19 protein-coding genes are annotated in these 20,195 nt (G+C 56.8%); 6 read left to right on the forward strand and 13 right to left on the reverse strand.

Translation table 11 applies throughout. The features are described from left to right. Window positions 1-104: 104 nt before the first annotated feature. Entirely contained in the window at window positions 105-851 is a 747-nt protein-coding gene (locus tag INF86_RS09855; protein WP_048966078.1) for an oligogalacturonate-specific porin KdgM family protein, read from the forward strand. A gap of 8 nt (window positions 852-859) precedes the next feature. Here INF86_RS09855 and INF86_RS09860 read toward each other — a convergent pair whose 3' ends face one another. Then, a complete protein-coding gene (locus INF86_RS09860) occupies window positions 860-1,519 on the reverse strand; it encodes a MurR/RpiR family transcriptional regulator (RefSeq protein ID WP_193543472.1) in 660 nt (219 codons plus the stop codon). A 179-nt stretch (window positions 1,520-1,698) separates the two neighbouring features. On the opposite strand from INF86_RS09860, the gene INF86_RS09865 reads away from it, so the two are divergent. The 5 genes from INF86_RS09865 (at window position 1,699) to nrdG (ending at window position 9,355) form a co-directional block, all read left to right on the forward strand. Then, window positions 1,699-3,096, forward strand: a complete 1,398-nt coding sequence (locus INF86_RS09865; protein WP_163347062.1) for a PTS fructose transporter subunit IIC — start codon at window positions 1,699-1,701, stop codon at window positions 3,094-3,096. Between the two features lie 10 nt (window positions 3,097-3,106). Then, entirely contained in the window at window positions 3,107-5,704 is a 2,598-nt protein-coding gene (locus INF86_RS09870; protein WP_193543473.1) for a glycoside hydrolase family 38 C-terminal domain-containing protein, read from the forward strand. A gap of 1 nt (window position 5,705) precedes the next feature. Continuing rightward, window positions 5,706-6,278: a PTS sugar transporter subunit IIA gene (locus INF86_RS09875; RefSeq protein ID WP_193543474.1), complete on the forward strand. Its 573-nt coding sequence runs from the start codon at window positions 5,706-5,708 to the stop codon at window positions 6,276-6,278. 368 nt (window positions 6,279-6,646) lie between these two features. Beyond that, a complete protein-coding gene (gene nrdD, locus INF86_RS09880) occupies window positions 6,647-8,785 on the forward strand; it encodes an anaerobic ribonucleoside-triphosphate reductase (protein ID WP_022646868.1) in 2,139 nt (712 codons plus the stop codon). A 105-nt stretch (window positions 8,786-8,890) separates the two neighbouring features. Further along, the gene (gene nrdG / locus INF86_RS09885) at window positions 8,891-9,355 is read left to right on the forward strand and encodes an anaerobic ribonucleoside-triphosphate reductase-activating protein (protein ID WP_022646867.1); all 465 of its coding nucleotides are present in this window, start codon (window positions 8,891-8,893) and stop codon (window positions 9,353-9,355) included. Between the two features lie 32 nt (window positions 9,356-9,387). Here the strand turns inward: nrdG and INF86_RS09890 are convergent, their stop codons facing one another. From INF86_RS09890 to pmbA, 12 genes are all read right to left on the reverse strand, one after another. After that, on the reverse strand, window positions 9,388-11,298 hold the full coding sequence (locus INF86_RS09890) for a transcription antiterminator (protein WP_023305322.1): 1,911 nt from the start codon (window positions 11,296-11,298) through the stop codon (window positions 9,388-9,390). A gap of 19 nt (window positions 11,299-11,317) precedes the next feature. Further along, on the reverse strand, window positions 11,318-12,454 hold the full coding sequence (locus INF86_RS09895) for a lactonase family protein (protein WP_063163214.1): 1,137 nt from the start codon (window positions 12,452-12,454) through the stop codon (window positions 11,318-11,320). A 118-nt stretch (window positions 12,455-12,572) separates the two neighbouring features. Next, window positions 12,573-13,313, reverse strand: a complete 741-nt coding sequence (locus INF86_RS09900) for a KDGP aldolase family protein (RefSeq protein ID WP_022646864.1) — start codon at window positions 13,311-13,313, stop codon at window positions 12,573-12,575. Further along, a complete protein-coding gene (locus tag INF86_RS09905; RefSeq protein ID WP_045307826.1) occupies window positions 13,310-14,428 on the reverse strand; it encodes a DgaE family pyridoxal phosphate-dependent ammonia lyase in 1,119 nt (372 codons plus the stop codon). Before INF86_RS09905 ends, INF86_RS09900 begins: the two co-directional genes overlap by 4 nt. Further along, window positions 14,412-15,545 (reverse strand): amidohydrolase/deacetylase family metallohydrolase, encoded by a 1,134-nt coding sequence (locus INF86_RS09910; RefSeq protein WP_193543475.1) that lies wholly within the window; start codon window positions 15,543-15,545, stop codon window positions 14,412-14,414. Before INF86_RS09910 ends, INF86_RS09905 begins: the two co-directional genes overlap by 17 nt. Window positions 15,546-15,587: 42 nt before the next feature. Continuing rightward, entirely contained in the window at window positions 15,588-16,229 is a 642-nt protein-coding gene (locus tag INF86_RS09915) for a DUF4310 family protein (RefSeq protein ID WP_003856081.1), read from the reverse strand. A gap of 13 nt (window positions 16,230-16,242) precedes the next feature. Continuing rightward, on the reverse strand, window positions 16,243-17,019 hold the full coding sequence (locus INF86_RS09920) for a DUF4311 domain-containing protein (RefSeq protein WP_006810337.1): 777 nt from the start codon (window positions 17,017-17,019) through the stop codon (window positions 16,243-16,245). A 22-nt stretch (window positions 17,020-17,041) separates the two neighbouring features. Next, entirely contained in the window at window positions 17,042-17,341 is a 300-nt protein-coding gene (locus INF86_RS09925; RefSeq protein ID WP_006810338.1) for a DUF4312 family protein, read from the reverse strand. 2 nt (window positions 17,342-17,343) lie between these two features. Further along, window positions 17,344-17,706, reverse strand: a complete 363-nt coding sequence (locus INF86_RS09930) for an SFCGS family glycine-rich protein (RefSeq protein ID WP_006810339.1) — start codon at window positions 17,704-17,706, stop codon at window positions 17,344-17,346. Between the two features lie 10 nt (window positions 17,707-17,716). Further along, on the reverse strand, window positions 17,717-18,055 hold the full coding sequence (locus INF86_RS09935; RefSeq protein WP_026080657.1) for a PRD domain-containing protein: 339 nt from the start codon (window positions 18,053-18,055) through the stop codon (window positions 17,717-17,719). A gap of 310 nt (window positions 18,056-18,365) precedes the next feature. Next, complete coding sequence (gene cybC, locus INF86_RS09940; RefSeq protein ID WP_022646861.1) at window positions 18,366-18,752, reverse strand: cytochrome b562; 387 nt, start codon at window positions 18,750-18,752, stop codon at window positions 18,366-18,368. Window positions 18,753-18,794: 42 nt separating this feature from the next. Continuing rightward, on the reverse strand, window positions 18,795-20,147 hold the full coding sequence (gene pmbA / locus INF86_RS09945) for a metalloprotease PmbA (protein ID WP_193543476.1): 1,353 nt from the start codon (window positions 20,145-20,147) through the stop codon (window positions 18,795-18,797). Window positions 20,148-20,195 lie beyond the last annotated feature (48 nt).

The following is a 20,195-nucleotide window of genomic DNA, read 5'->3' on the forward strand; positions in this document are numbered from 1 at the left end:
TTTTTTATGTTTAGCGATACGCTAAATGTACGACGATAACTTTTACAATATGGCGCACTCAAAATAAAAATAGCCTGCCAATTAAATAACCTCGGCAGGATATTATGAAAAAGACAATTATTAAAGCAACGTGTATTAGCGTATTATTATTGAGCACGCAGGGATGGTGCGGAAATACGTCCGTCGATCTTCGCTTTGGTCATAATACACGCTCAGATGTAAATGATTCACGTATTAAGGTCATGCATCAGGCGAATAACGGTTTTTACTTTTCCGTTGAAGCCGCACAAAACCATAACGATACGTTTTTTGGTGATACCGACAGATATAATCCCGACGACAAAGGGCTAACGGAAGCGGCACAGGAAATCGAAACGCGCTGGCGTTTTGATCTGGGAAATGGTTTCGCCGTTGCGCCAGGGATGGTAACCGTCTTCACCACCAGCAATACGCATTACCGCCCTTTTATTCAGGGCTGGAAAGCATTCGATAACGGTCTGAATCTCTCCGCCCGCTACCGCTATAACACCGTCAATGACGCGCACAGCGATAAAGAACTCGACGGCAGCGGTTATACCCGCCGCCAGTCACACCAGTTCGACATTTGGTTCGCGTATAACATCGGCAAATTCGGTATGTCCTACAACCCGCGCTTCCGCTGGCAGGATAACGTCGATCAGGGAACCGGGGATGACACCTACTGGGAGCATACCGTCGCATTCAACTACAAGCTCGACGACGGCTGGACGCCTTACGTCGAGCTTGTATCGCTGGATAAAACCTATATCAACGATGACGGCAACCATGAAAATGATTATGCCGTACGTCTGGGAATAGTTAAGCAGCTCTGACGGCCTGACTACACCGTATCGTGCTGTAGCAGCCTGCAGCCGATACGGTCCACGGCGCTCAACAGTTCAAGCTGACCTTCCCGCTGATACAAAGACACTGCGTTAATGTCGATTGGTAACGGCCAGCATAGCGTTGAGATCGACACCAATGTCGACCCCTGACGGGTAATCGCAATAATCTTCAACCCTTTGCGCAGCGCGTTACGCGCCATTTCAATCAGCGACTGCGTCTCCCCGGATTTACTGATCAACACCAGCGTCCCCTTCGATACCCGCGTCAGCTGGTGCATGTCATTCAAAATAAGGTGCGGCAGGCTCGCCAGCGACAAAAAGCGCGACAGGTAGTTGAGGCTGGTGAGCGAGGCTCCCCGTGCGTACAGATAGATATGGCTGGAATGCGTAAGCAACCTGGCCATTTCTGTCACAATATCATCCGCCTGTGACCCCGTGTCGGGGGCGGCAGGTGCAGGCGTAAAATGGTCGCGTAAAAAACGGTACCGAAGCTCGGTATAGCTTTTATAGCCCATTTTTTTACATACACGATTAACGGATGTTGTCGTGGTAAAGGTATCACGGGCAATCTCTTTTGCCGATATATTAGAAATATTACACGCATGATGCTGAATGTATTCAAATATCAAACGCTCACTTCCCTGGAATGAATTCATCTATTACGCCCCGTTTAATCCCGCGATGATATTAACACAACAGAGAAATAGTCTCTGGAAGGCGCTTCACACATTGCATTTACGCGTATCACGATACGTAATTAGTATTAGCAAACATTAAAAACTGTTTTAGGTTCTCTTTATACTTCCCCTGTTTTCACATTCAGGGAATTATGACAATGACGAAACAAAAAGTTGTCGCGGTAACAGCCTGTCCAACAGGCATCGCACACACCTTTATGGCGGCAAATAAAATTATTGCATGGGCTAACGAGCACAATATTGAGGTAAAGGTCGAAACGCAGGGCAGCGATGGCGTTCAAAACCGCTTAACAAAACAGGATATCGCCTCCGCCACGGCCATTATTCTGGCAACCGACGTTCCCATTCAGGATGCCGAGCGTTTTGAAAACCTTCCTCACCTTCAAACCCGCACACAAGAGCTGATCAAACATACCGATCGCTATCTGCGTCGGGCGCTGGCCATGGAAAAAAACGTCACCACTGTCGCACAAGAAGACGATCTCCAGCGTTCGGCTTACCAGATTTTTATTGGCCATATTATGGCGGCCATCAGCTATATGCTGCCGGTCGTGGTGATGGGCGGGCTGATGATGGCGACGGCCAAAATTACCGGGCAGTTTATTAACATCGAACATTCGCCGTTCAGCGTGCTGGATAAAGTGGGCTTTATGACCATTAAGTTCATGTATCCCGTTTTTGCCATGTATCTGGCGTTTTCCATTGCTGGTAAACCCGCGCTTATCCCCGGGCTTATCGGCGGCATCATGTCAGACGAAGTCTATAAGCGCTTCTTTGATATCGAAGGCTTTATGCCATCCGGCTTTTTTGGTGCCATTGGTATCGGCTTTTTTGTGGGCTATCTGGTGCGCTGGCTCAATGATTCGATTCACGTCCGTCAGCAGCTCACCACCATTAAAACCATGCTTGTCGTCCCACTCATCACCGGCATTACGCTGGTGATGGTCATGGAATATTTGATCAACCCGATTTTTGGCTCGCTTAACCAGCTGATGGTGGTCTTTTTTACCTCGGCAGGTGACACAGGACGCGGGTTCTATTCCGCGATGATCGCCGCAGGTACCGCATTCGACCTCGGCGGTCCGGTCAACAAGGCGGCAGGCTCGGTCGCGCTCGGCCTGAATGGCATGAGCGAGACGTTTGATTTAACCGCCCGTGAACTCTCCATCGTGATCCCCTCCATCGGCGTCGGCTTTGCTGCGTTCCTCAACGGTCGCTTTGGATTACCGGATGTCTTTAGCCAGGAGGAGAAAACCGTCGGTAGCACCTCGTTGTTGCTGGGCGTGATTGGGATCTCCGAAGGCGCGATCCCGTTCATCCTGAAAAACCCACGTCTTATCCCGGTGTTCATGACCGGTGCCGTCGCCGGCGCGCTGGTCGCTATTACCCTTGGCGTGAAGCAGACGCTGCCTCTGCCAGCCGTCTGGGGCTGGCCGCTGGCGACTAATGTAGCGGGCTACCTGGCGAGCGTCGTTATTGGCGCATTGATTTGCGCTCTGGGCGTGCTCTATGTCAGCCCAAAGAACGCTAGATAAGGGGAACGTCATGAATCAGATCCACATCATTGCCCATACGCACTGGGATCAGGAGTGGTATTTCACCCGCCAGGACAGCATGGTGCTGGCGTCATCTAACTTTGCGGACGTCATCGACACGCTGGAGCAGGACCCCGCTTACACCTGCTATCACCTTGACGGACAGATGGCGGTAGTGGAGGATTTTCTCGTCATCAATCCCGATTATCGCGCCAGGCTGGAAAAACTGGTCAGAGGAAAAAGGATCTTTGTAGGGCCGTGGTATACCCAGACGGACACCTACAACGTGCATGGCGAATCCATTATTCGCAATCTCAAGTACGGCATCTTCGCCGCCCGTAAGCTGGGGCACGCCATGCAGGTCGGGTATCTTCCGGACACCTTCGGCCACAATGCGCAAATGCCCACGATTTTGCAGGGCTGCAATATCGACAACATCGTCTTCTGGCGCGGCATCGATCACGACAGACAGGCGAAAAGCAGCCAGTTCCTGTGGCGGGCGCCGTCAGGTGCGACCGTTATCGCCTGCGCGATGGCATTCGGTTACGGCGCGGCTAAAAACATCTCCTCTGACGCGAGCCATTTGCAGGGAAAAATCTTCCCGATGGTCAATCTCCTGCGCTCGCGGGCCGAAATAAATGACCTGCTGCTGCCCTGCGGCGGCGATCAGGTCAGTATCGACCCGGCGCTGCCGAAAATTCTACAGATCGCCAGCGCACGCTCCCCCAATGAAGACCGGTACGTTATCAGTTCGCTGGAGCGCTACGTCGACATTCTGCGCGCGCAGCGTGAACAGTTTGAACGCTGGGAAGGAGAGCTGAAATCGCCGCGCTATACCCGCATCCATAAAACGATCGGCTCCGTGCGCTACGACATCAAAAAGAAAAATGATGATGTTGAGCAGTTCATCCTGCGGCGGCTGGAGCCGACAATCGCCATGGCGCGTCATCAGGGGCTGCCGGTGAACCTCTCGGTGGTCGATACCCTCTGGAAAAAGTTGTTGCGAAACCATGCCCACGATTCAATTGGCGGCTGTAATAGCGATACCACCAACCGCGATATTCTGCATCGGCTGGAGCAAACCGAACAGCTGTGCCACAGCCTGTGGAACCTGGTGGTGAAAACCCTGGCCGCCGCCTGCGCTCAGGAAGGCGACCTGCTGATTTTTAACCCGCTGGCTACCCCAACGCAGCGGGTGGTGATAACCACCCTGTATAGCCGGGCTGATAATATCGCCCTGACGTATCAGGGGCTGCCCATCCCGTTCGACGTCCTGAAAAGGGATATTCTGCCCGGCGGAACGGCGATCTCCCTTACCGCCGAGGGCGAGTGCGAAACGCCCATTTCCCCTTATTACCGCTGGCACGTAGCGGTAAAGACACCGGTTCTGCCGCCGATCGGCTATCTCACCGTTAACGTTGTAGATGGCCGTGCGCCTTTTCAGGAGCCTGAAAAGATAAAGGGCAGCGAGATTGAGAACGCGCATTATCGACTGTCGCTGGACGCCGGAACGCTTACCCTGGAAGACAAACGCAGCGGCAGACGCATCCCCTCTTTCTTTACTCTCGAAGACTGTGCTGATGCGGGCGACAGCTACGATTTTTCGCCGCTTGCGGGCGACACACCGACGCGCTGTTCGCATTTTACGCTCGTCGACAGCGTGAAAACGAAGCTTGTCGAAAAGCTAACCGTCGAGGCCACAATGCTTCTTCCGCAGGATCTCGCCAGCCGTCAGGAAACGGCACGAACGCCGTTATCCATTCGTCTGGTCTGTGAATTACGCCATGACGATCCGAACCTGTATGTCGAGGCTTCGCTGGAAAACAGCCACTGCGATCACCGGCTACGTTTACTGATCGGCAGCGATATTCACACCCGTCACGCTATCGCCTCACTGCCCTTCGCAATCATCCAGCGCGAAACGGGATATGACGGTGAAAAATGGCAAGAACGCTATCGTGAGAAGCCCGTGGATATCGAAACCAGCGAGGGCATTATCGCTGTTACGGAACCGGGTAAAGCGCTGGTTGTGACTAGCCGTGGCATGAAAGAATTTCAGATTATCGGCAGCGAACCAGCAGCTATTGCCCTGACGATGTTTAAATCGACGGGCGTGCTCGGACGCAGCGATCTCGAGTGGCGACCGGGTCGGGCCTCCGGCATCAATAATACGGTGGTTGAGACTCCTGATGCCCAGTTGCTGAAACCGTTGCACTTTTCATTCACCGTCGCGCTGGCCGACAACGCCGACCACCTCACGCTGCGCCAGCTGGAAAATCAGGCGGCTGGACAGCCTTTTTCCTATCAACCGCAAGCGTTACACACGCTCGATAGCCGTCTTGAGCGCTTTGCGTTGCGTCTGCCCGAACGCAGGCTTCCGGCAGAATTCTCGCTACTGACCTTGCCAGAGCCGCTCATCCTTTCCGCACTGCCCCATGCGCAGCAGTTGCATGGCACCGTCTTACGCGTATTTAACGCCGGGACACAGCCGGTTCCCGTTCCGACAAGTCTGGCGGGGCTTCGTCAGATCAACTATCTGGAAGAGCCCGTGCAACCGGTAACAGCGATCTCACCTTCCGCAACCTGCGATTTTTTGATTGAGGCTTAATATGAACTTGCTGGCATTGACGCATCCCGATCGGGTGTTTATCAACCCGCCCCAACGTACGCCTGAAGCATTGATCCGCTGGCTCACCGAGCCGCTCGCCAGGCAGAATGTCATCAACGATCGAGAGGCATTTATCGAAAGCGTTTTACAACGCGAAAGTGAAGGTCCTACCGCGCTGGGTGAAGCACTCGCCGTCCCGCACGGTAAAACCGAGGCGGTTCTACAGGCAGCATTTTGTCTGGCGCTCTTTGACGATCCGATATGCTGGCCGGGGCTGGAAGGTGATGAAGAGGTGAGAATGGTTTTCCTGCTCGCCATTCCGCCAGCGGAAGCAGGCAGTACGCATATGCAACTGCTGACGACGCTGACCAGCAGACTAACGGATGAGCGGGTGCGTGAGCAGCTTCTGGCGGCGCGCACCCGGGAAGAGGCATTGTCCGTCCTGAATGCTGAAGAACCGCCAGTACAGGACGATGGCCCCGATCGCTCCTTTCTCATCCCCGTGGTGCTGGGCTGTATTGCTACCGCAGCCTTTTTACAGGCAGGGTTGAGCTGGGTCTGCGGGGTGAGTTAATCGAGCAGCGCTCAGCACAGGCTCTGCTGAGCGCTTGTTTTTGTTGAATAATTAATCAGATTTTTCCTTCGCGTCTTTACAATTGCCCCAGCGCCCGCCGTTTGTACTCTCGTCTTTTTACTTTGTCCTGCATCAAAAAAATCGCAAACATGTTTGATGCAAATCACTATATGTAGCACTTAAAATGCACGCCGACCCAACATCTTGTATTTATCGTCTACTATTCCAACAACAAGACGGCGCTTACGCTGGCCGGAATTGTGGATAACACGGGCTGGGCACGCGGGAAGTCTTTGCCGCGGCGAGGAATACGCCCGGTGAATACTTCTCCACCTCTGTGGATAACCTGTTTTTAAAATGGAGTGATCATGACACCGCATGTGATGAAACGTGATGGCTGTAAAGTGCCGTTTAAATCAGAGCGCATCAAAGAAGCCATTCTGCGTGCAGCTAAAGCAGCGGGAGTCGATGACGCAGATTACTGCGCCACCGTCGCAGAAGTCGTTAGCAGCCAGATGCATGAACGCAGCCAGGTGGATATCAACGAGATCCAGACCGCGGTTGAAAACCAGCTGATGTCTGGTCCGTACAAGCAGCTGGCGCGCGCCTACATTGAGTATCGTCACGACCGTGACGTCCAGCGTGAGAAACGGGGTCGCCTTAACCAGGAGATCCGCGGCCTGGTAGAGCAAACCAACTCGTCGCTGCTCAATGAAAATGCCAATAAAGACAGCAAAGTGATCCCGACCCAGCGCGACCTGCTGGCCGGTATCGTCGCCAAGCACTATGCCCGTCAGCATCTGCTGCCGCGCGATGTAGTCTCGGCGCACGAGCGCGGTGAGATCCACTATCACGATCTCGACTACTCGCCGTTCTTCCCGATGTTTAACTGCATGCTGATCGACCTGAAAGGCATGCTGACCCAGGGTTTTAAAATGGGTAACGCCGAGATTGAGCCGCCGAAATCCATCTCCACCGCGACGGCGGTCACGGCGCAGATCATCGCCCAGGTGGCGAGCCACATCTATGGCGGCACCACCATTAACCGCATCGATGAAGTGCTGGCCCCGTTCGTGACCGAAAGCTTCAACAAACACCGTAAAACGGCGGAAGAGTGGCAGATCCCGGACGCCGACGGTTATGCCCGTTCCCGCACCGAGAAAGAGTGCTACGACGCGTTCCAGTCGCTGGAATATGAAGTAAACACGCTGCACACCGCCAACGGCCAGACGCCGTTTGTGACCTTCGGGTTTGGCCTCGGAACCAGCTGGGAATCACGCCTGATCCAGCAGTCTATTCTGCGTAACCGTATCTCCGGCCTCGGTAAAAACCGTAAAACGGCGGTGTTCCCGAAACTGGTGTTCGCCATTCGCGACGGCCTGAACCACAAGTTTGGCGATCCGAACTACGACATCAAACAGCTGGCGCTGGAGTGCGCGAGCAAGCGTATGTACCCGGACATTCTGAACTACGACCAGGTGGTAAAAGTCACCGGTTCGTTTAAAACGCCAATGGGCTGTCGCAGCTTCCTCGGCGTGTACGAAGATGAGAACGGCGAGCAGATCCACGACGGGCGCAACAACCTGGGCGTCATCAGCCTGAACCTGCCGCGCATCGCGCTGGAAGCCAAAGGTAATGAAGCGGCCTTCTGGGCGCTGCTGGATGAACGTTTACAGCTGGCACGTAAGGCGCTGATGACCCGCATCGCCCGCCTTGAAGGGGTGAAAGCCCGCGTCGCGCCAATTCTCTATATGGAAGGGGCCTGCGGCGTGCGCCTGAAGGCGGATGATGATGTGTCGGAGATCTTCAAAAACGGTCGCGCGTCGATCTCTCTCGGCTATATCGGCATTCACGAAACCATTAACGCGCTGTTTGGCGACAAGCACATCTATGACAACGACGCCCTGCGTGAGAAAGGTATCGCGATTGTGCAGCGCCTGCGCGATGCGGTAGACCAGTGGAAAGAGGAAACCGGCTACGGTTTCAGCCTGTACAGCACGCCGAGCGAAAACCTCTGCGATCGCTTCTGCCGTCTGGATACCGCCGAGTTCGGCATCGTGGAAGGGGTGACCGACAAAGGTTACTACACCAACAGCTTCCACCTCGATGTGGAGAAGAAGGTGAACCCGTACGACAAGATCGACTTCGAAGCGGCCTATCCGCCCATCGCGAACGGCGGTTTTATCTGCTACGGCGAGTACCCGAACATTCAGCACAACCTGAAGGCGCTGGAAGACGTGTGGGATTACAGCTATCAGCACGTTCCGTACTACGGAACCAACACGCCAATCGACGAGTGCTACGAGTGCGGCTTTACCGGTGAGTTCGAGTGTACCAGCAAAGGCTTTACCTGCCCGAAATGCGGTAACCACGATGCAGCCCGCGTCTCCGTGACCCGCCGCGTGTGCGGCTACCTCGGCAGCCCGGACGCCCGTCCGTTTAACGCCGGTAAGCAGGAAGAGGTGAAGCGCAGGGTGAAACATCTGGGAAATGGGCAGATCGGGTAATCCACTGCCACGTTAATGCCCGGTGGCGCTGCGCTTACCGGGCCTACGGACCGCTCTCTTTTGTAGGCCGGGTAAGCGCAGCGCCACCCGGCGTGGTTATTCGCGATGAACTATCACCAGTACTACCCCGTCGACATCGTCAACGGCCCCGGCACCCGCTGCACCCTCTTTGTATCAGGCTGCGTTCACGAGTGCCCCGGCTGCTATAACAAAAGCACCTGGCGCCTGAACTCGGGTATGCCGTTTACCGCTGAGATGGAAGACCGCATCATCAACGACCTGAACGACACGCGCATTAAACGCCAGGGGATCTCGCTCTCCGGCGGCGACCCGCTCCATCCGCAAAACGTGCCGGCGATCCTGAAGCTGGTAAAACGCATCCGCCGCGAGTGCGCGGGAAAAGACATCTGGGTCTGGACGGGTTACAAGCTGGATGAACTGAATGCGCAGCAGAAGGAAGTGGTGGATCTGATTAACGTCCTGGTCGACGGCAAGTTCGTGCAGGATCTAAAAGATCCTATGCTTATCTGGCGCGGCAGCAGCAACCAGGTTGTGCATCATCTGCGTTGAATGAAGGCGGATATCCGCTGTCCGCCTGAACGTCAAAACCGACTCACACTCTCCATTGCCTCAGCCTTAAACGCCGCAAAATCCTCGCACTGGCACAGGCGCGCCATCGCGCGTTCACGCAGGAAAGTGACAAAAATATCGTAAATCGCCATTGCCTCTTCGTACTCGCTTTTGCTGATGGCGAGCAGAAAAATGACATGGGCAGTTTCATCTCCCCACTGAATGCCCTGCGGCGCCAGCACGGTGTAGACCACCGTTTTTTGCGCCAGCAGGCCGAGGGAGTGCGGCAGCGCGATGCCGTCGCCGAGCATAGTGCTGACGATAGCTTCACGCTCGATAACCGATTCCAGAAATTCCGCGCCGACAAAGCCTTCGCTTTCAAGCTGCCCACACAGTTCGCGGAACAGCGTTTGCTGGTCGACAGGCTTGTCGAGAATGCGGAAATGGGCCGCGTCGAAGTATTTCTCCAGCATCCACGGGCGGGTACGGTCCACCAGCACCAGCTTGCCGATCTGCTCTAACTGATAATCGGTCGGGAACGGGGCGATTATCACCACCGGTTTGGATTTTTCGCTCACGCGAGCGGTGGAGATCACGAAGTCTTCGCCGATGGCATCGGCAAGTTCGTACTCGCGCAGGGTGAGCGTGCGCGTCACCTCAATCTGCGGGTATTTGCGCTGAAGCACCGCCTCGATCATGCGCACCATCGCGTTACCAGCGTCACATACCAGCAGCACGCGCGGCTGACGCTGGTAGCCGATGTTGTAGTGGCGCTCCAGACCGACACCGATATGCAGCACCAGAAAACCAATTTCGTTTTCGCTGATCACATACGGCGTGTATTTGCCCCAGCTCGACACCGCCGCGAGGGTCATATCCCACGCCATCGGGTAGTGCTGCTTGATGTTATCCAGCAGCGGATTGGGGATCATGATTTGATACCGCACGCGGGTAATCATGGTTTTGATGTGCGTGAGCAGATCTGCATGCAGTTGCTCGTCGCTCAACAGGTTGTAGTTATAGTGGGTGTTGATGTAGCGCAGGATATAGTTGACCAGGGCTTCGTCGTCGTCAGCATTAATGGCGCTGGGGGCGATCTCCTGGATCTGCCGCGCCGCAATGTGCACGCACAGCCAGCTCTCTTCCGATGGTGAAAGCGCCTTGCCCGCCAGCTCCTGGATAGCCACGGCGATATCTTTCGCCGCCTCGCGTACGTTCTCTTCCACGTCTTCAGCGTGGAATTCCGGCAGCGGATACCCCTCGCTGATGCGCCGTACCGACACCGCGCAGTACAGGCGCAGGAACAGCTCGCCTTCATCGGTCAGGCGAATGTGATGGCGCGTCAGCGCGTCGTGCAGGACAGGGACCATCTTTTCCGCCACGCCCGCGTTGAGCGCCACGTCGGTCACCAGCGGGTTAAGGCTATCCTGCTGCGCCAGCTCCCACAGGAGGTCGGTCAGGCAGGCGCGGATCGCCATCTCGCTGCCAAACAGCTTCATGCCGTGGCGCGGGCGGGTTTCCAGCGTCAGGTTGTAACGGTGAAACCACTCGCGTACTTCCACCATGTCGCTTTGCAGCGTGGCCCGGCTGACGAACCACTCATCTGCCAGATCCTCCAGCTTAAGGGAAAAGGCTGACGTCAGAAAACGCACCACCAGATAGTGCACACGCTCCGGTCCGGTTCGCGGAATACGCAGCGCGCGCGGGTGGGACGACTGCAATTGTTGATAGCGCACCACATCATTGATTTTGAGCTGATAGCCGTTGCCCCGGCTCAAAATGAACTGCGCGCCGTGGCTGGCCAGCAGCGCGTTCAGGGCGGTGATATCCGCCCGGACGGTTCGCGTGGAGACCGACAGCCGCTGCGCCAGCTCGTCCTGCGGCAGCGTCTCGTTTTGCAACAGATCGAAAAGTTGTGCTAAACGTTGGTTCGGAAATCGCACGTCGTTGTCCTCTTACTGCTCAGGGTGAAATGACCATCTGGGATGGGCTGCCGACCGGGGTATAGTCTGACTCGGCGCTCAGCTTGCCGTCCGGCGCCACGCGGAAACGGGTAATGTTGTCGCTGCGCTGGTTCATGACGTACAGCCAGCGCCCCTGCTTATCAAGCGTCAGGGTGCGCGGATAGTCGCCTCGCGTCCAGACATCGTCCTGATGCGTCAGCGTGCCCTCCGCCGTTACGGTAAAGTGCCCGATGCTGTTATGCAAACGGTTAGCGACATACAGCTGTTTCCCGTCGGCGCTTAGCGCCAGCCCGGCAGCAAAACTGGTGCCTTTATAACCGTCCGGCAAGGCTGAAACCGTTTTACCCTCTTTCAGCCTGCCGTTGCTGTCCAGCGCATAATGGGTGAGCGTAGAGGCTTCTTCGTTAATCAGCCACAGGGCATCCCCCTTCGGCGTAAAGACGAAATGGCGCGGCCCGGCCCCTTTTGAGGAGGCGCTTATAAACGGCGGATCGTTCGGGGTCAGCTTTCCGGTTCGATCGTCAAAACGGTACTGATAGATGCGATCCAGCCCCAGATCGGTGGAAAAAACGTATTTCCCGCTCGGATCGGCGGCGATCATGTGCGCGTGAGGGCCGTTATGATCGCTGATGGCGAAACTGCCCTCGACGGCAGCTTCCGGCTTCGCCGCGCCCGGTTCGCCTTTGTCCTGATGGGTGTCCGTAGCATCGCCCAGGCTGCCGTCTGCGTTAACGGGCAGCACCGCGATCGATCCGCTGACGTAGTTCGCCACCAGCAAATGTTTGCCGTTCGGCGTCAGGGAAAGATACACCGGCCCCGCGCCGCCGGAGGCCACCTGATTCAGCTCGCTCAGCGCGCCGTTATCGCCTATTCGCAACGCCTGCACCACGCCCTGCTCCACCTCGCTTGCCAGGTAGAGCGTTTTGCCGTCGTGCGAGACGGTAAGCTGCGCAGCGTTCGGGAGTTGGCTCACCAGCGTTTTGTTATCTAGCGCGCCGGTTTGCGGGTCGACGGTAAAACGGTACAGTCCTTCGCCGTTGGGATTATAGGTACCCACCCAGGCGTATTGCGTCTGGGCGACAGCGGCGGTGGCGAGCATTGAGAGTGAAGCGACAAGCAGGGTACGGGTGTGCATGGTGGCTCCTTCGGGTGTGTGCGGTGTGTTTCCCCTCACCCTAACCCTCTCCCCAAAGGGGAGAGGGGACGATTACACCCTCTCCCCTTTGGGGAGAGGGCTGGGTGAAGGGCAGGTTCTACTTCACCAGCTTCTTCGTCATCGCCAGCAGCGTACGCACATCTTCCGGACGCGTGTCGCCGCTGGCTTTGTCGATAATCGAGCTGTAGATATGCGGGATGATTTTGCTCACGCCCGCGTCCAGGGCGATCTGTAGGATCTCCTCAAAGTTCTCCAGATCGATTCCCCCGGTCGGCTCCAGCCAGAAGTCGTGACGGGCGCAAGCTTCCGCCACCGCTTTATACTCGTCACGGCACTTGAGGCCGCCCATCGGGAAGTACTTGATTGAGCTTCCGCCAAAATCTTTCAGCAGGGCGATAGCGGTTTCAACCGGCACAATGCCGTCCGGCGCGTTGCTGCTCAGCGGGCCGGTGGAAATTTTAACCATGCCGACGGTACCGGTCGGGGAGACCAGGCCATTGACCACCGACTCATTCTGCCCCAGCAGCGCGCGGCTGGCGGCCACGCCGGTAAAGACCTGATTGACGTGCTGCGGCTGTACCTGGCGGGAGATTTCACTCACCATCGCCGACTGGTTCGGATCGCCTGCGCCCAGCCCCACAGATAGCGCGTTATCAATCAGTGCCGCGTACTCGCGCATATCCGCGACGGCGCTCGCCACGTCGGGGTAATTTTTGGAGAGCACGCCCACCAGCACATGACCTTCCGCCGCCTCGTAAATGGCGCTGGCGTTGGCTTTCGATCCTGCCAGCACGTTAAGGCAGACGCGGTCACGGTAAAAGTTGGGGGTCAGTTTCATGCGTTTTTCTCCTGTCCTAATACTTCGCTAATACGGCGGTACACGATGTTCAGCTGATCAGCATTCACGCTGCGCACATCCGCTTCGATAATCCCTTCGTTAGCTTTATAGCCACGGAAGTAAATGGCGTATTCGCCCTGCTTGAGCGCGTTCACCAGTTCACCGGTGCCGACGCCGGTGGTCGCTTCGTCAAACTTAATCTCGGTGCGCGCGATATCGCGACCCGCGCTGTCCCAGACCACGCGGGCGGTGACGCCGTTCAGGGTGTTGAGCGCGTCAATAAACGGCGTCATTTTCGCCACCATCTCGGCCCCGCTCTCCCTGGTGGCCGTCAGGTAGTGTTCGATGGCGCAGGTCAGGCCGAGGATCCCCTCTTTGCCCACCTTCATCGCGCGGCCAATGCCCGCCGTCTGGCGCTTCACCCACTCAACGTACTGGGTTTTGCCGATCACCAGGCCGCTGGTTGGGCCTTCAATCGCCTTCGCGCCGCTGTAGATCACCAGGTCCGCGCCGGAGCGGTAATAGGTATGCAGATCTTCTTCCGCCGCGGCATCAACGATCAGCGGCAGGTCGTGTTTACGCGCCACCACCGCCGCCTGCTCGACGCTGAGCATGCTTTTCTGTACGCAGTGGTGCGATTTAATGTAGAGGATAGCCGCTGTACGCGGGGTGATCGCTGCCGCCAGCTGATCGGCAGAGCATTCGTTGGCGTAGCCCGCTTCCACCAGCCTGCCGCCGCCCAGCGCTACCATGGTGCCTACCGGCGCGCCAAAGTTCACGTTGTGGCCTTTCGGCAGGACGATCTCGTTGTTCTCAATCGGTGTGACGTGCAGGTTTTCCAGCAGCCAGTCGCTGTCTTTCACCAGTACCGCCGCCACGGACTGGGCAATGCCCGCCGACGCGCAGGAGACCACCGTTGCGCCTTCCACCTCCAGCAGCTTCGCGATGTATTCGCCGGTTTTATTGACCAGATCCTTTATCTCGAAGTAGTGATTCATGCCGTCCATCGCCGCCTGCACCACTTCCGGGCGCGGCGTGGAGACACCCAGCGCCGTCATGCGGCCAGAGGTGTTGATAACCTGCTTTAAGTTGTACTTCTCATAAATCGAAGGCATGTTCCGTGCTCCCTTGTTCGGTCATGTAGCCCTTGCCCGCGCGGATCGCGGCAAGCGGCACCAGAATGTGTTCAGCCTGCAGGCTGTCGTTTTCAGCATCCGTCAGCACCGTCGGCTGGCGTTTAAGGGTGAACAGCGTCAGGTCAGCGTCGAGACCAGGCTGAATGCGGCCTTTGCGCGTCAGGCGCAGGCCGTCTGCGGCGTTGGCGGTGACGCAGTCAATCACCTGCGGCAATGACATGCCGATGGCGAGGAATTTCGACATCACGCTGGCCAGCGAGCCGACCGGGCCGTTGATGCGGTTGCGGCAGTAGATATCCGAGCTGATGGTGTGCGGCAGAATGCCCATCGCGATGGCGCGTTTCGCCACCTCAAAGCTGAAGCTCGCCGTGCCGTGGCCGACGTCCAGACGCACGCCGCGCTTCAGCGCAGACGTAATGGAGGCGCGCAGCTCGCCGGAGGGCGTCAGAATGCGGTTGGGCTTGCCGTTGTAGCAGTGGGTAATGATGTCGCCGGAGCTTAACAGCTCGGCAATCTCATCGAGGTTCGGCGGGTTGTTGCCGATGTGCACCATCAGCGGCAGGTCGCCGTTCTCTTTCTGAATCGCTTTCGCGCGCTCCAGCGGGGTAATGCCGTTTTCACCGACCACGCTGCTGCTCATGCGCGCCTTCAGGCCGACGATAAAATCCGGGTAGCGCGTCACCGCCAGCTTCACCGCATCAGCATCAATATTGGCCATATTGGCCAGCTCGTTCTGGGCAATCAGCCCCACGCGGGAGATGTTCAGCAGGGCAAACACCTCGGTGGATGCTTTGCGGGTGATGGCGTAAAAATCATCCACGTCGTCGGACCCGGTACTGCCCGCGTCCACCACGGTGGTGACGCCGGTGGCAATGCCCACGCTGTCCGGCTCGTCGTGGTAAATTGGGGAGTTCGGGTAGCAGTGGACGTGGGAGTCAATCCAGCCCGCGCTGACGAACACGTCACCGTTAAGCTCAACCGTTTTACGAGCGGGAGCGTCAATTTGGCCTGTCGCGGCGATCTTCCCGTCCTGAATGGCGATATCGGTCAGGGTATCGTCGGCGAGGCGCGCACGGCGCAGGAGTAGATCAAACATGGGGTTCTCCTGATAAGGCGGGCACCGAAGCGCCCGCAGGTATTAAAGGGCGACCGGGAACAGCCAGCCCAAAATCATTGCGCCGAGGATGGCGCCACCGGTAATCGGCTTCTGCCAGATGTAGAACAGCAGCGCGCCCACCAGGGAACCGACGCCGATTGGAATGGAGGCGGTCATGGCGCTGAGGATAATCAACGGCCCGAGGAAGCGGCCGGAGGCGTTACCCGCGCCCATCATCACGTCTGCACCGTAGGTGGAGTTACTCTGGTTGATGGTGAACTTACGCGCCAGGATGATGACGTAGCCAATCGCCAGACCAATCACCAGGCCGGTAATCAGCGAGGCAATAAAGTTGGTCACCGGGAACATGATCCCCGCGCCCAGCAGCAGCGCCGGTACGCCGAGGCCCACGCCGGTCTGGATCGCCCCGCCGATGTCGAGAATCCCGACCAGCGACCCTTCGATGATACGGGCGAACAGGAAGCTTGCGCCGAACGCCGCCACCGCGCCGTAAACGCCGGTATCGATTCCCGCTTTCAGCATTGCCACGAAGGCCACTTCGTTAAACGCGCCGATACCGTAGAGGTAGTACATGTGCGTCCCGGCGAAGACGCCGGAGGAGAGCAGGCCAACGAAGATCGGGAACGACCAGTCGGCATACCAAAAACCTTTATTCTGTTCCATTTAGAGGCTCCTGTTATTTACCGCTGAGCGAGTTGTGGATCATGTCGAGCCAGTTCGGCACGGTCAGATGGAAGGATTCGATCATCTTCATGTCGAAGCCGCGGAAGAAGCCGCTCAGCACAAACAGCAGGACGATCGCCGCCATCATCACTTTGGTGACGTGGTTCCAGCCGCTCTCTTCCACGCCTTTACCGATCAGGATCCCCAGCACCAGACCCGGCACGGCGTTACCCATGATCAGCTGCGCTGCGCCGCCAAAGATGGTGGCCCAGAAGCCCGATTTTTTACCCGCGTCGATGGCTGCCAGCCAGAAGATCACCGGCATCACGGTGTTGACCAGCAGGTTCGCGGCAGGCACCAGCACCTTCACGGCGGTGACCTGAAGCGCAGCCGGAACGGAGGAGGCGGTCAGGTTAAGGAAGGTCACGACAATCATGCCGATAATGCCGCAGGCAATCGCCATTTTGCGCGGGTCATGCAGCGTTTCACCGACGTTACGGTTTTTGATCATCAGTGCAGCAGCACCCCAGTTCGGGATGATGCGGTGGTCAACGTCCTGTGTGAAGGCACCTGCGGCCACGGAAGAGGCCCAGGCGTTAAAGAAGAAACCTAACCCAAAGGAGAAGTGGGACGCCGGATCCCCTTCACAGGAGTTCAGTTCCCCCAATGTACGAAACGCGCCCATACCCTGAGTGGTAGGCGCATGAAACATGCGTGCAGCCCCGGCTCCAACACCGACGCCAACCAGGCCGCCAATGATGAGCGATTTTATTAATATAATTAAGAACATCAGTCTGCCCTTTTATGAATAATCAGCGTTGCGTGACGAAATCCACCTGGTCTAGATTGATGGCTGTCACGTTGACGGTCACATCCAGCTCCACGCTGTAGGTGCGTCTTTCCCGGCGCAGAAAGAAGAACAGAAACGCTTCTTTACGCACCGCTTCTTGCGCCTGAACGACCTGCACATCCTGTGGCTCAATACGCAGTAAGATATGCGGTGAGGCTTTCATCACCGCGGCCTGAACGTGGTTGAGCGCGTCGGCAAAGGCGCGCGCTTTGGCATCGCCCTTCCCCTTCACTCTCACCGTGGTTGTGAACTGTTCTTTCATGCTTATGCGCCGTATTTCTTCTGCCACGCCTGTACCAGACGCTCGCCCAGCTCTTCTTTATCCATAAAGCCAAAGCCCAGCACGTTGCAGCCTTCGTTGATAGCGGTCACCCCCTCATCCACGGAGCGCATGCCGTATTTGGCCTTGTAGCCGTATTTGGTCTGGGCGGTGATGGCACCCGCGCCGCCGCTGCCGCAGAACGAGATCCCGAAGGTGGCGTTTTCTGCTTTCATCACGTCACCGAGCTTCATATCCGCTGCCATGCCCGGTACGACAACCGCGCGTCCGCCGGCTTTTTCCACACCCGCAGCCACTTTCTGACCTTTACCCAGGCGATCGCCAATCACGACTGTAATCTGTTCCATGTGTTGCTCCTTAAAGGTTGTCTTTCGCGACTTCGAAGTGAACGGAGAGCAGCCAGGCTTCTTCATCAGGAAGATTGCCAAACTGCGCTACCACTTCACGGGCAAGTTGCATTGAATCTGGTGAAATTTCGTCGAACAGCTCTGCTTCAACCTCCGGCAGCGGCTCGCCGGTCACGGACCGGTGCGCCATTGCGCGAACGTGGGAGGTCAGCATCTGCTCCTGTACCGCGTTGGGGATGATGTTGTGCCGGGCCAGCAGGGCGTAGACCTGCTGAAGCATGGTGTTCGCGAGCTGTTCTGTTTGCACCGCCTGTTCCCCAACGTCGTTCATTACCGCTCCGTTAATCACTCGTCTTACCCCGTTAATGGCTCTGGAATAAAACTAACGTCGAGGGGGCGTTGTTTGTAGCGAGTTGTTTTCCACTTCGAAGTGGAAAGGCGAGCCGCGGCAGTGATCTGTGCCACATAAATGCGGTGAATCTGGAATAATCGCTGGATTTACGTGATGAATATCACGCTATTACGCGGCACTAAACAGGTAAGCGGAGTGGAAAAGATTACGAGCAGGCTCGTAGAAATGTGACGTGGATAAGGTTTTCTTATGGGGAGGGAGAAGAGTGTGAGCGGGGATGCTTAACGCGCCCCGCTCATCCAGACTATCAACGATACTTTTTGTGATACGCGTTGCGGGTCGCCGCAAACTGGTCGGCTGCCGCCTGGGCTTCCTTCACTTTGCCTTCGTTCGCCAGCTTCAGCGCGCCGTCGATCTGGCCGACCAGCACGTCAAAACCGTGGCGGTAGTCTTTCATCTCGGCGCTGTCCGCCGCTTTGCTTTCCAGCTTCGGCGGCGTCGCTTTTTGCGCATCCAGCGCCGCTTCACGCATTTTGGTCAGTGCGTCTTTCATCTCCGCCGCATCGTCGGTTTTCTGCACCACCTTCAGGTTTTGACTGAGGATGTCCATGTTGTCTTCAAGATCGGCAGCAAACGCAGATGAGCCAAGAACCAGCGTTGAAGCCGCGACGATCGCTAACAGGTGTTTACGCATTGCTCACTTCCTTTTTTATTATAAATCACGCTTTTACGGGGATTATTGCCCGGCGATTTTCATCTCCGGCAGTAATACAGAACCACACTGAATATTGCTGCGTGTTTCAATATCGTTACCGACCGTAACAATACTGCGCCACATGTCCTTGAGGTTGCCGGCGATGGTGATTTCGCTCACCGGATACTGAATTTCACCGTTTTCCACCCAGAAGCCCGCTGCGCCGCGAGAGTAGTCGCCGGTGATACCGCTCACGCCCTGCCCCATCAGCTCGGTGACCACCAGACCGGTGCCCATCTCTTTCAGCATCTGTTCAAAATTCAGGCCCTGTCCGGCAATGCGCCAGTTATGAATGCCGCCCGCGTGCCCGGTGCTTTTCAGCCCCAGCTTACGCGCGGAGTAGTTGGTCAGCAGCCACTGGGTCAGAATGCCGTCTTTAACGATATCCCGGCGCTCCGTGCGCACGCCTTCGCTGTCGAACGGCGTGGAGGCCAGCCCTTTCAGCAGGTGTGGGTGCTCTTCGATGGTCAGCCATTCCGGCAGGATCTGCTTGCCCAGCGAGTCGAGCAGGAAGGTCGATTTACGGTACACCGAACCACCCGCAATCGCCCCCACCAGATGACCAAACAGACCGGTTGCCACTTCGTTGGCAAAAATGACCGGGGCTTTCATGGTGGAGAGTTTACGCGGCGAGAGGCGTGACAGCGTGCGTTCGGCGCACTCTTTTCCCACCCACTCCGGAGACTGCAAATCCCCCAGCGCGCGGCCAATGGTATACGCGTAATCACGCTCCATATCGCCGTTCTCTTCGGCGATCACGCAGCTGGAAAGCGAGTGGCGGGTTGAGCAGTACCCCTGCAACATGCCATGGGAGTTACCAAACACTTTGATGCCGTAGTGGCTGTTAAAGCTGCCGCCTTCGGTATTGGTGATGCGTTTGTCAGCCTGCAAAGACGCCTGCTCGGCGCGCGAGGCCAGCTCAATGGCTTCATCCGGGGTCACTTCCGCCGGATGGAACAGATCGAGATCCGGCGCGTCAAACGCCAGCAGCTCTTTATCAGCCACGCCAGCGTAAGGATCCGGGGAGGTGTACCGCGCGATATCCAGCGCCGCCTGTACTGTACGGGCGATAGCATCCGGGCTGAGATCGGTAGACGACGCGCTGCCTTTGCGATTCTGGTGATACACCGTGATCCCCAGCGCGCCATCGCTGTTAAATTCTACATTCTCCACTTCGCCATAGCGGGTGCTCACGCTAATACCGGTGGTTTTGCTGACCGCCACTTCGGCGCCATCTGATTTACCTGAAGCGAGCATCAGCGCGGTGGAGACGGCTTCTTCCAGGATCTTACGCTGCGCTTCAACTTGTGAGGTTACTTTCATCGCAAATGCCATACTGTAAGAGAGAGTTAAGTGAAGTCTAACAGAGAACCGTTTTTCAGT

Source organism: Enterobacter cloacae complex sp. I1M (assembly GCF_014982425.1).
GTDB classification, from domain to species: domain Bacteria; phylum Pseudomonadota; class Gammaproteobacteria; order Enterobacterales; family Enterobacteriaceae; genus Enterobacter; species Enterobacter intestinihominis.